The organism is Billgrantia gudaonensis (assembly GCF_900100195.1).
GTDB classification, from domain to species: Bacteria; Pseudomonadota; Gammaproteobacteria; order Pseudomonadales; family Halomonadaceae; genus Halomonas; species Halomonas gudaonensis.
The window spans coordinates 1-12,315 of sequence record NZ_FNES01000020.1 but is presented as its reverse complement, the minus strand read 5'-3'; the positions used below and the strand labels follow the sequence as shown (position 1 = coordinate 12,315).

10 protein-coding genes are annotated in these 12,315 nt (G+C 63.9%); all 10 read right to left on the bottom strand.

Going from position 1 to position 12,315, the window contains the following annotated elements; all coding sequences use genetic code 11:
* Positions 1-37: 37 nt before the first annotated feature.
* Positions 38-919, bottom strand: coding sequence for a CheR family methyltransferase (locus tag BLP96_RS17720; RefSeq protein WP_089688834.1), 882 nt, complete (start codon positions 917-919; stop codon positions 38-40).
* Complete coding sequence (locus BLP96_RS17715; protein WP_089688832.1) at positions 916-3,105, bottom strand: methyl-accepting chemotaxis protein; 2,190 nt, start codon at positions 3,103-3,105, stop codon at positions 916-918. Before BLP96_RS17715 ends, BLP96_RS17720 begins: the two co-directional genes overlap by 4 nt.
* 125 nt (positions 3,106-3,230) lie before the next feature.
* Complete coding sequence (locus tag BLP96_RS17710; RefSeq protein ID WP_089688830.1) at positions 3,231-4,577, bottom strand: methyl-accepting chemotaxis protein; 1,347 nt, start codon at positions 4,575-4,577, stop codon at positions 3,231-3,233.
* An 88-nt stretch (positions 4,578-4,665) separates the two neighbouring features.
* Positions 4,666-6,312, bottom strand: a complete 1,647-nt coding sequence (locus tag BLP96_RS17705; protein WP_245682304.1) for a methyl-accepting chemotaxis protein — start codon at positions 6,310-6,312, stop codon at positions 4,666-4,668.
* A 92-nt stretch (positions 6,313-6,404) separates the two neighbouring features.
* Positions 6,405-6,902 (bottom strand): chemotaxis protein CheW, encoded by a 498-nt coding sequence (locus BLP96_RS17700; protein WP_089688828.1) that lies wholly within the window; start codon positions 6,900-6,902, stop codon positions 6,405-6,407.
* The gene (gene cheA, locus BLP96_RS17695; protein ID WP_089688826.1) at positions 6,899-9,088 is read right to left on the bottom strand and encodes a chemotaxis protein CheA; all 2,190 of its coding nucleotides are present in this window, start codon (positions 9,086-9,088) and stop codon (positions 6,899-6,901) included. The genes BLP96_RS17700 and cheA overlap by 4 nt, the downstream gene beginning before the upstream one ends.
* A gap of 38 nt (positions 9,089-9,126) precedes the next feature.
* Complete coding sequence (gene motB / locus BLP96_RS17690; protein ID WP_089688825.1) at positions 9,127-10,086, bottom strand: flagellar motor protein MotB; 960 nt, start codon at positions 10,084-10,086, stop codon at positions 9,127-9,129.
* Positions 10,083-10,955 carry a flagellar motor stator protein MotA gene (motA, locus tag BLP96_RS17685; protein WP_089688823.1) on the bottom strand — a complete coding sequence of 291 codons (873 nt, stop codon included), beginning with the start codon at positions 10,953-10,955 and terminating at the stop codon, positions 10,083-10,085. Before motA ends, motB begins: the two co-directional genes overlap by 4 nt.
* 181 nt (positions 10,956-11,136) lie before the next feature.
* Entirely contained in the window at positions 11,137-11,709 is a 573-nt protein-coding gene (gene flhC / locus BLP96_RS17680; protein WP_089688821.1) for a flagellar transcriptional regulator FlhC, read from the bottom strand.
* Complete coding sequence (flhD, locus tag BLP96_RS17675; RefSeq protein ID WP_089688819.1) at positions 11,706-12,038, bottom strand: flagellar transcriptional regulator FlhD; 333 nt, start codon at positions 12,036-12,038, stop codon at positions 11,706-11,708. The genes flhC and flhD overlap by 4 nt, the downstream gene beginning before the upstream one ends.
* Positions 12,039-12,315 lie beyond the last annotated feature (277 nt).

Sequence of the window (12,315 nt, the reverse complement as noted above, 5' to 3'; positions counted from 1 at the left end):
GAACTATTGACCCTATCGGCCAAAACGTGGCGAAACTTTAACCACGCTTGGCCAGGGTGTAGACGGTCTGACCGCGAAGCCGGAACACGTCGGTGATGTAGGAGAAGTTCTCCGAGTGCCCGGCGAACAGCAGGCCGTCGGGTTTGAGCAGCGGCGCGAAGCGCTCCAGAATCCGCGCCTGGGTCTGCTTGTCGAAATAGATCATGATGTTGCGACAGAAGATCGCATCGAAGGGCCCCTTGACTGGCGGCCATTGCGGTGCCAGCAAGTTCAGCGAATGGAACTCCACCAGGTTCGAGACCTCCGGCCGCAGACGGGCGAGCCCCTCGTGACGCCCCCGCCCACGCTGGAAGAAGCGCCTGATCCGCTCGGCATCGAGCTTGTTGACCTGTTCCACCGGGTAGATGCCGGCCCGCGCCCGCTCGAGAGCGTCGGTATCGATGTCGGTACCCAGCACGGAAGCGTTCGAGGCTCGTGAACCCAGGGTCTCCATCAGCGTCATGGCGATGGAATAGGGCTCCTCCCCGGTGGAAGCCGCCGCACTCCAGATGCGTACCGGTTCGCGGCGGTCACGTACGTGATCGGCCAGCAGTGGAAAGTGATGAGCCTCGCGAAAGAAGGCGGTGAGATTGGTCGTCAAGGCGTTGGTGAACGCCTGCCACTCCCGCGCTTCCGGATAGCGTTCGAGACGCGCCAGGTAGTCGCCGAAGCGCGTCATGCCGTGATGGCGTAGCCGCTTTGCCAGGCGACTGTAGACCATCTCGCGCTTGTGCTCGGCCAGCACGATGCCCGCCCGCTCGTAGATCAGCTGACGAATCTTCGTGAAGTCCGCATCGGTCAGAACGAGGTCGCGTTCCAGCTGACCGCCGCTCGACCACTGCCCCGCATCGGAGGCGACACCTTCCACAGACTGGGTCAAAACGTTTCCCACTCCTCTTCAGCAGCCGGGCTGACGGGGGCCGATTTCGATTGCCGCTTTTCGGGCAGAGGGTCACGCTGGACCGAACGCGGCGACGCGTCACGCGAGACGCCGGTCTGGCTTCGCGACGTCGATGCCACGGCAACCACCTGTTCCGCTCCCATGCCACGCATGCGGAATACCTGAATGTCGCGGGCCAACTCCTCGATCTGACGCATCAGATCCTTGGCCGCGGTAGCGGTTTCCTGAACGCGCGAAGCGTTCTCTTGCGTTACCTGGTCGAGTTCGCCGATGGCCTGGTTGATCTGGCCGATGCCGTTGCTCTGCTCATCGGACGCTGCCGTGATTTCGCCGATGATGTCGTTGACCCGCGTCGAGGATTGCATGACCTCGCTCATGGCGCTTTCGACCTGCTGCACCCGGCTTGCGCCACCTTCGATCTCGCCATTGGTGCCATCGATGAGCCCGCGAATCTCCTTGGCCGCGTCGGCGCTGCGCCCGGCCAGGCTGCGCACTTCCTCGGCGACCACCGCGAAGCCGCGGCCATGCTCGCCGGCCCGTGCCGCCTCCACCGAGGCATTGAGCGCCAGGATGTTGGTCTGGAAGGCGATGCCGTCGATCACCCCGATGATGTCCTTCATCTTCTGCGAGCTGGCGGTGATTCGCTCCATGCTGGACACCACCTCCTGCATCAGTTCCCCGGTGTCGCGCATGCGGTTGGCATTGTCCATGGCCAGACCGCTCGCCTGTCTCGCATTGTCGCTGTTCTGCTGCACCGTGGTGGTCATCTCCTCCATGCTGGAGGCGGTCTGTTGCAGCGAGGACGCCTGCTGTTCGGTGCGCGAGGCGAGCCCCTCGTTGCCGTCGGCGATGGAGCGGCTGGCCGGCTCCACCACGCCGATGCCTCGTTTCACGCCCTGGGTGGTGTTGTAGAGGCTGCGACGCATGATCCCGAGCGTATCCATGAGTTCACCGAACTCGTCGCGCTTGAGCTTGGGCACCACGGTGGCCAGGTTGCCCGAGGCGATCTGCAGCGCGATGTTCCGGGCACGGTGCAGCGGCCGGTTGATGGCGCGCATGATCCAGGTTCCGAAGGCGACCAACACGACCAGCCCGATGGCCAGGAAGACGGATTGACCGATCAGCATCTGGCGCTGACCGGCTGCAGCGGCCGCCGACATGTCGAGTGCGGCCTGACGCTTCTGCTCGATCAACTCGTTGATGGTGCCGGAAAGCTCGCGGCCCTGCTCACGCAGCGGCGCCACGTCGTTGTTCAGGGCCGTGAAGGTATCCATGGAGTCGTCGGAGGCCAGCGCATCGCGGAAATGGGTGACGCTCTCGTCCACGTAGCGGGTGAGCGCTTCACCGAACTCATCGGCCAGTGGCGTGGCGTTGACATCGCGATCGCGATACTCGCCCCACAGCTCACGCAGGCGTACCGCGATCTCGCTCAGGTTCTCGGCGTGCGTCTCGCGCGAAGAGAGGATCTCCATGCGATCCTGACCGCCGACTTCCTGATGCGCTTGGGTGACCAGTTGATCGAGTTGCTGCAGGCGAATCACGTCCTGCAGGCCGTCGCGGTTGAGTTCGTCGACACGCTCGCCGGACACCTGCACGCCGAACAGACCCACCCCGCTGCTCACTGCCAGCAGCAGCAACGGCACCAGGGTCATCATCACCAGCTTGGCCCGCACGCTGCCCAGGTTGAGCCGCGCCCACCAGCCGGCCAGACCGCGCCGGGTCACCTGACCTTTGGCCACCGTCAGGCCATGGCCCTTGCCGTCACGCAGGCGTGCGTACTGCTTCTCGACACGCTGGACCGCCTCGGGATCGGCCTTGACCCGTACGGAGGTGAAGCCCAGGCACTCGCCATCCTCGAGGATCGGCGTCACCGTGGCGTGCACCCAGTAGTGATCGCCGTTCTTGCAGCGGTTCTTGACCAGCCCCTGCCAGCTATCGCCTTTCTGCAGGGTCTCCCACAGATCGGCGAACACCTGCGGCGGCATGTCCGGGTGGCGAACGATGTTATGGGGCGATCCGTACAACTCTTCCCAAGTGAAGCCGCTGACCTCCACGAAATGGCTGTTCGCATAGGTGATCCGACCTTCGAGGTCGGTCCTGGAGATCAGCAGTTCTTCGCTGTCGAGCTGGTACTCTCGCTGGGTGACTGGCTGATTGTTGCGCATGGACCCTCCCGTTCTTCTTGCTCCAGACTCCCAGCCACATCGAGGGCAGCGATCGTGCGCGCGACCGCGTCAGGGGGAGCCGTATTCTCGTTGTTGTCGGTCTTGCAGTCCGGCCGAGCGGGCGATCAGAACGACGCCCACTCCTCTTCGTCTTCTTTCTCTTTCCCGCTGCTACGCGGCGCTGCCAATGCTGGCGCTTCGGTTGCTGCCGCGCCCTTGGCCTTGGGCCTGGGGTCGGCCTCGGCCACCGGTTGGGCACGACTGCCGGGCGCTCTTTCGCTTGCCGTCTCACCGGCCAGACGGAAGTTGAACACCGCCTCGTGAAGTCGCGCGGCCTCGGCCTCGAGCTGGGTCGCCGCGCTGGCGGCCTGCTGCACCAGCGCCGCGTTCTGCTGGGTCACCTCGTCCATCTGGGTGACGGCCTGGTTGACCTGGCCGATGCCATTGCTCTGCTCCTGCGAAGCGGAGGCGATCTCATCCATGATGTCGCTGACCCGCTGCACGGCCTGCACGATCTCGGTCATGGTCTTGCCCGCGGTGTCGACCCGCTGTGTACCGGCATCGACGCGCTTGAGAGAGGCCTCGATGAGCTCGCGGATTTCCCCCGCGGCGGTGCCGCTGCGACCGGCGAGATTGCGCACTTCCTGAGCGACCACGGCGAAGCCACGCCCGTGCTCGCCGGCACGCGCGGCCTCCACCGAGGCGTTGAGCGCCAGGATGTTGGTCTGAAAGGCGATGTTGTCGATCACCTCGATGATATCCGACATCTTGTGCGAGCTTTCATTGATCTCGTGCATGGTGGTGACGACATCGCCCACCACCTCGCCTCCCTGCTCGGCGGTTCGCGTGGCCTCGGCGGCGAGCTGACTGGCCTGACGCGCGTTGTCGGCGTTGTGCTCCACCGTCGAGGCGAGCTGCTCCATGCTGGAGGCCGTCTCGGCCAGCGAAGCCGCTTGCTGCTCGGTGCGCGACGACAGCTCGTTGTTGCCCTGAGCGATGTCCTGGGCACCGTGGTAGATCCCCTCGCCGCTACGACGCACCGTACCTACGGTGGCCGAGAGCCCGTCCTGCATGTGCTTCAGCGAATTGAACAGGCGACCGATCTCGTTGTTGCCGCGCTGCTCCACGGGCTGGGAGAGATCGCCACGCGCCAGGCCCTCGAAGTACCCCACCAGACGCGCCAGCGGCTTGAGCACGTTGACGGTGATGCCCCACATCACGATCGCCATCACCAGCGCTGAGCCCACCAGAATGACGATGATGCCAAGGCGCATCCACCCGGCCAGGGTCTCGTAGGATTGCGACAGTGCCAGGCCGCTCTCGCCGGCCTCGGGCGCGATGTCGGCCACGGCGCTGGTGCCGATGTGCAAGGCGTATAGCCCCAGACCGCTGAGCAGCACGATGACGCCGGCGAAGAACACCAGCACCAGACTCCAGCTGACCCGCACGGTCATGTTGTCGAGAAGCTTCACGTCATTCCCTCATGATCGACAGGCACGCAGCCTGATGGTTGTGGTCGCTCGGCCGGCCACGCCAGGACGCAGCCGGCACCGTCATGCTTCAGGCCTCCGCCGGTTCACGGCGCTCTCCCCAGGCATCCTCGTCATGACCCCGAGTAGGCGCGGGCAGTGACTGCGGCGTCGGGTCGGCCGACGCCATGCTCATGCCGTCGACGCGAAAATGCGCGACCTGCTGGGTCAGTTGCCGGCTCTGCTCGCTGAGGCGTTGCGCAGCGCTGTTGCTGCTCTGCACCAGACCCGAGTTCTGCTGCGTCATCTGATCCATTTGCGCAACGGCCTGATTGACCTGTTCGATGCCACTGCTCTGCTCCACCGAGGCGGACGAGATTTCGGCCACCAGCGTGCTGAGCTGGGTGATGTCGCGCACCATGCCGTGAATGACTTCGCCCGTCTCACGCACCAGTTGGCTACCGTTACTGACCTGGCCGTCCGACTTCTCGATCAGCGTCTTGATCTCCTGAGCGGCCTCGGCGCTACGGCTGGCGAGCTTGCGCACTTCTTCGGCCACCACGGCGAAGCCACGCCCGTGCTCGCCGGCACGCGCCGCCTCCACCGAGGCGTTGAGCGCCAGGATGTTGGTCTGGAAGGCGATCGATTCGATGGTGTCGACGATGCTGGTCATCTGTACGGCACTGTCGTTGATGCTCGACATCGCCTCGATGACGTTCTCCATCGCCTCGCTGCCGCGCTGGGCGCTCTTCTCGGTCTTGCCGGCGAGATCGCGTGCCTCGTCCGCGTTGTCGGCATTCTGCTTCACCGTCTGAGTGAGCTGTTCCATGCTCGATGCCGTCTCCGCCAGAGAGGCGGCCTGCTCTTCGGTGCGGGTGGCCAGCTCGTCGTTCACCGAGACGATGCTTTCGACTTCCCGGTCGACTTCGTGAGCGCGACGGTTGATCTCGCCGATGGTCCCCGCCAACGAGCCGCGCATGCGGTCGATGTGGAAGAGCAGACTGCTGTCGTCACCCTTGCGCAGCTCCACTTCCGGGGTCAGGTCGCCATCGGCGATGTGGCCGACGAATTCGGCGGCGTCGCGTGGCTCGCCGCCCAGGCGACGGGCGATGTCGCGGAATACGCTGCCGATCATCAGCGTGATAGGAAGGCCGACGATCAGCAGCGGCACCAGGCTCCAGGCCAGCTTGGAGAAGAAGGCGGCATTGATGTCGTTGACGTAGACCCCGGTGCCCACGATCCATCCCCAGTCGGCATGGTACTGGTGGAACGAGGTCTTGGTGACGAGTTCGTCATCGTCGTCCTCGTGGGCCCATAGATAGCTGACGAAGCCGTCGCCGTCGTGCACGGCGTCGACGAACTCGCGGAACAGGTAACGCCCCTCGTCGTTCTGGAAATCGCCCAGATTGGTACCGACCGGCAGGCGCGGATGCGCCCACAGGTCGTAGCCTTCGTCGAATACGTAGATGTAGCCGCGACCTTCATCGTAGGTCATGCTGCTGATGACCTCGGCCACCTGGTTCTTGGCTTCGTCCTCGTCGAGTTCGCCGGCTTCCACGCGCTGGGCATACCCATCGATGGCATTCATGGCCATGTCGGTGTAGTCGCTCAGCGCACTGCGACGCTCCTCGATCATGATCTGGCGATTCTCCCAGGCGCCCCAGGCGACCAGGACGATCATCGCGAGCCAGATGAAGGCGAACGACCCCCACAGCTTTTGCATCGTGGTCAGTTTCAACTTGCAATCCCCTGTTCCCAAACGGCTCACTGGCGTTGTATGACGTTATTGTATCGGCGCCGGGGCATCGGATAATTGACCCCGGCCAAGTCTCACTCGGCAACCTTCTCGACCAGGGCCATTTCGTCGCTGGTGAGCAGCTTGTCGATGTCGACGATCACCAGCATGCGGTCCTCGAGACTGCCCAGGCCGCTGAGGAAGTCGGAAGAGAGGGTGACGCCGAACTCGGGGGCCGGCTTGATCTGGTCGGGAGACAGGGTCATCACGTCGGAGACGCCGTCGACCACGATACCCACGATGCGGTCCTCGACGTTGACCACGATGACGACCGTCTGGCCACCGTACTCGACCTTCTCCAGATTGAACTTGATGCGCAGATCGACGATCGGCACGATCACGCCGCGCAGGTTGGTCACCCCTTTGATGAAATCCGGCGTGTTGGCGATGCGCGTGACGTTCTCGTAGCCACGGATCTCCTGCACCTTGAGGATGTCGATGGCGTACTCCTCGTCGCCCAGCGAGAACACCAGGAACTCGCTGTTCTGCGCTTCCGCCGCGGCCATCGCTACATCGGTGGTCGTCTGGTTCATGATGACGTCTCCATCTCATTGTCGGTTACGGATTCGAGCGAGCGCGTGGCAGACTTGGGCCGACGCGCCTCTTTCTTTTGACGGCTGAGCCGGTGCAGCCCGGTGATATCGAGGATCAGCGCCACGCTGCCGTCACCGAGGATGGTGGCGGCAGACACGCCCGGCACCTTGCGGTAGTTGGTCTCGAGGTTCTTGACGACGACCTGCTGCTGACCGACCAGGTCGTCCACCAGCAACGCATAGCGACGACCCTCGCCCTGCACGATCACCGCGATGGTCTCGGTCAGCTCGGTGCGCGCGTCGGCGACGTCGAGGGCCTCGTGCACGGCGACCACCGGCAGGTACTCGTCGCGCACCTTGAGCACCACGTCGTCACCGGCCATGGCATAGATGTCCTCCTTGGCCGGTTGCAGCGATTCCAGCACCGCCGACAGCGGCAGGATGAACATCTCGCTGCCGACCTTGATCGACATGCCGTCGAGGATCGCCAGGGTCAGCGGCAGCACGATGCGAATGGTGGTGCCCTCCCCGGGCTTGGACATGATCTGCACGCTGCCGCCCATGCCCTGGATGTTGCGCTTGACCACGTCCATGCCGACCCCGCGGCCAGAGACGTCGGTGACCTCCTTGGCGGTGGAGAAGCCAGGAGCGAAGATCAGCTGCCAAACGTCGTCATCGCTCATGGTATCGGAGACGTTGAGACCGCTCTCGCGAGCCTTTTCGAGCAGCTTCTCGCGGTTGAGGCCGGCACCGTCGTCGATCACCTCGATGATGATGTTGCCACCCTGATGCTTGGCCGACAGTGTCAGCTTGCCGGTTCGCGGCTTGCCGGCGGCCTCGCGCACCTCGGGAGGCTCGATGCCGTGATCAAGACTGTTGCGAACGAGGTGGGTGAGCGGGTCGATGATGCGCTCGGTGAGGCTCTTGTCGAGCTCGGTGGCCGCACCCTCGGTAACCAGCTCGATCTCCTTGCCGAGCTTGCCGGCGGTCTCGCGCACCACTCGCGGAAAGCGACTGAACACGAAGTCCATGGGAATCATGCGGATCGACATCACCGACTCCTGCAGATCCCGGGCATTGCGCTGCAGCAGGCTCATGCCATTGACCAGGTTGCCGTTGGCCGGGCCTTCCAGCTCGCTGACCGTCTGATCGAGCATCGACTGGGTGATGATCAGCTCGCCCACCAGGTTGATGATCTGGTCCACCTTGTCGACGGAAACGCGAATCGAGGTCGACTCGCTGCCGGCCTTGGCCTTCGCCTTGGGCTTGTCGGTGGATTTGGCCGCAGGCTTGGGCTTGCCGTCCCCCTTTGCCTCGGACGCCGGCGGCGGCTCGTCGGAAGCCGCGCCGGCAGCCCCCTTCGGCGTGGCGGCCGGCTCGGCCTCTTGCGCAGCCTTTTCCTCGTCGCCGGCGGCATCGCCCGTGGCCGGCCGCTCGCCCGGCTTCCCCGGCGCACGAATCTCGAGCTGTTCGGCATCGATGATGAAGCACATCACGGCTTCGATGTCGTCATCGCTGACCGTGGACTCCATCACCACTTCGTAGCGCTTCTCATCGCCGTGGTGCTCGATGACCTCGCCGAGCTGGCCAAGCTCCTCGACCAGCAGCTCGCGATCCTTTTCGCCGACACCGAGCAGGGCGACCACTCGGCGCCCGTCATTCGAGGCCCCCGTACCGGCGGCCGGGTCGCCACTCGCCTCGGCACCGGTTTCGGGCTCGGCAGGTTGGCTTGGCGGCTCGCTCTTGGCACCGGCATCGGGCTGAGGCATGTCGCCACCGGCCGCCTCCAATCCCTTGCCGATCTCTTCCAGGGCCAGCTGCTGCAGGATCTTGCAGATGCGTTCGAAGGCCTCCTGATCGGGCTCGTCGCCGTTGCGGTAGGCGTCCAGCTGATCGTTGAGCATGTCCTTGGTTTCCAGAAAGGTATCGACGATGTCCCGCCGCAGCGCCAGCTCGCCGTTGCGAGCGTGGTCCAGCAGGTTCTCGAACAGGTGGGTGGTCTTTTGCAGCACGTCGAAACCGAAGGTGCCGGCACCGCCCTTGATGGAGTGCGCCGCGCGAAAGATCGCGTTGAGCTGCTCCGAATCCGGATCGTCTACGTCCAGCTCCAGGAGGTGGCGCTCCATGTCGGCCAACAGCTCCTCGGCCTCCTCGAAGAAAGTCTCATAGAAGTCCGTGATATCCATGCGCAGTCCCACCTGGTGTCAGTTGATTTCCAAACCCCTCACTCGTCACCGAGCGAACGGCTGAGGCTTTCCGTGAATTGTCGTACCGGCGCAAGGTTCACCTCGCTGCCGAGCGGCGCGTCCTGCCGGCGACTCAGCGGACTCGGCATGCCGGGCCCGTTCAGCACGCCGGGGTTGCGAATCCGGTCCGCCACCTCGGGCAGCAACACCAGCAGCTCGATGCGCCGGTTGACCGGATCGAAGGGCTCCGTCTCCGGCATCGGCACGCGGTCGGCGAAGCCGGAAACGCGCAGCAGCTTGGCAGACTCCAGCCCGCCTTCCACCAGTTCGCGGCGCGAGGCGTTGGCTCGGTCGGTCGAGAGCTCCCAGTTGCTGTACCCCCGATACCCGTTCAGGTAGGCGAGGCTGTCGGTGTGCCCGCTGATGCTGAGCTGGTTCGGCAACTCGTTGATCAGCGGCGCCATGGCTCGCAACAGGTCTCGCATGTAGGGCTCCACGCGCGCACTGCCGAGATCGAACATCGGCCGCTGCTCGGTATCCAGCAGCTGAATGCGCAACCCCTCCGGGGTCAGGTCGAAACGCATCTGGTCGCGCAGCTGGCGAAGGTCCGGATCCTGTTCGATAACCGATTCGATGCGCCGCTGCAGGTCCATGAAGAAGCGGCGCTGCTCTTCGCTGGGGCGCGTGCGCTCCTGGGGATCGATGCGTGCCCGTTCGCCATCGCTGTGCGCCGGATCCGGCCCGCCCCCGGGAATCACCTGAGTGCTTCCCGAGCGGTCGCCACCGGTGACGGCATTGACCAGCGGCGTGCTGAAGTACTCTGCCACCCCTTCGCGCTGCTCCTCGGTGGCTACCGAGAGAATCCACATGACCAGGAACAGTGCCATCAGCGCGGTCATGAAGTCGGCCAGAGCGATCTTCCAACTGCCGCCGTGATGGGCGTGAACGACCTTCTTGCGGCGAATGATGATGGGCCGCTTGCCTGCGTTCTCGCTCATTCGACCGTAGCACCCGCCTTGGCATTGCGAACGTACTCTTCCAGCTCAGTGAACCCGGGACGCTCCGTGCTGTGCAGCGCCTTGCGGCCGAACTCCACCGCCAGCTGAGGGGCATAGCCGTGCAGGCTGGCCAGCAACGTCACGCGAATGCACTGCAGCATCTTCTCGGCCTCCTTGGCCTGGCGTTCGAGGCTGGACGCCACCGGATTGACGAAGCCGTAGCCCAGCAGGATGCCGAGAAAGGTACCCACCAGGGCGTGGGCGATCATCACGCCCATCTCCTCTGGTCCGGCGTCGGCGCTGCTCAACGCCTTCACCACCCCCATGACCGCCGCCACGATACCGAAGGCCGGCATGGCATCGCCCACTTTGGCGATGGCGTCGACGGGGATGTGCGCCTCCTGCTCGAAGGCCTCGATCTCGTGCAGCATGAGCTCGTCGATCTCCATCGGATCCATGCCGCCGCTGACCATCAGGCGCAGATAGTCGGTCAAGAAATTCATCAGCATCGGATCGCCGAGCACGATGGGGTGCTCCTGAAACAGCGCGCTCTGCTGGGGGTCGTCGATGTCCCTCTCGATGCCGAGCATCCCCTCGCGGCGCACTTTGCTGAGCAGCTTGTATTGCACTGCCATCAGCTCCATGTACATCGTCTTGTTGTACTTCTTGGTGCGGCGCAGCTTGGGAAAGATCTTGAACGTCGCCTTGAGCGCCTTGCCGTTGTTGGCCGCGATGAACGCGCCGAGCCCCGCGCCGCCTATCATCAGCAGCTCGGTGGGCTGGTAGAGCGGCCCCAGGTGGCCGCCGGCCAGTACATAGCCGCCGAACACGCAGAGTATGACGACGACGTAGCCAATCAGAATCAGCACAACCGGTATCCTTAGTCAGGGATGCGTCTTGATGTCATAGGATGTATCGGCCACCGGCACCGCGACTTGAGCCACGACACCAAAAAAATCAGCCGCCCAGCGACAACCGCCCCGGCAGAGCCTACCGGGGCGGAAACGTCGACAACGCTGGGCAATGGAGCCTGCGCTCCTGCCAGACGACTCAGCCGGAGGCGACCGACCGCGAAGCGCTCGCTGCCTGGGCGGCTTCACGCTCGCGACGCTTGCGCGTCTTGCCGGCGCGCGACGGCGGCATGCAGATACCGCAGACGTAATCGTGGTCCGGCGAATGGGCATGAACCACGTAGCGCCCTCCGCACTGCGTGCATGACGACAGCTGCAGCTGATCGCTTTCGAAGAAGCGCACCAGCGTCCAGGCGCGGGTCAGTCCCAGCACCGGCTCCACGTCATCGATGCGCACCTGTTCGCCATACAGGCGATAGGCCGTCACGAAGGCCGGCATGCGATCGCAGTCCTGCTCCACGCGCAGCCGCTCGTAGATGTTGTAGAACAGCGATGCATGGACGTTGGGAAGCCAGGTGATGAACCAGTCGGTGGAGAATGGCAGCATGCCCTTGGGGGGAGACATGCCGCGCACTTCCTTGAACAGACGAATCAAGCGCGCCCGACTGAGATCGGTCTCGGTTTCCAGCACCTGCAGACGCGCCCCGAGTTCGATCAGCTCGATGGCCAACTGGACCTGCTGCATTTCCGCCACGAGACTCTTCTGGCTCATACGCCACCTCCCGACAGCGGTGACATCTTGCCCTGGCCGGCCATCAGTAGCGAGGCGTGAAACCGCGACAGGCCATTGTCGCGGGGATTTTCCACCACCTGACGCAGGCGTTCCGCCGCATCGTGGCCGAAATGACAAAGGAGCTGGTTGGTACGGGACAGCGTGGTGAGTTGCGAAGCGTTCAACGAGGCGATCAGATCGGCCATGTCGTCATCGATCTTGAGACGAAACATGGCCGCGGAACGATCCTCGTTCAGCAGCCGCTGGGCGAGCAACAGATAGGCGAGATTGAGATCCTGAATCTCATCCAGGTGATCGGTGGTTTGCATAAGGTTCCCTGCACGCAGTATGGCGCGTCGTTTTTATCTAGCACTTTTTTCTGATTCATGACCGAAGAAGCATGACAATTCCGTCAAAAGCCGGAATAGGTGCCATGCAGCACGGCCTAATCAGCGTATGGGGATTGTGCCCGTTTGCCAAGGGGTTTGCCTACTCGCCGAAAGGCGAGCCGGCGGAGTCTGTCAACATAGTTGGCATATGAAATAGTTCTGGCTCTTTAAAACCCTGCTGCCTGCGGCACTGGGTCCCGCTCGGGATTCAGGTGCA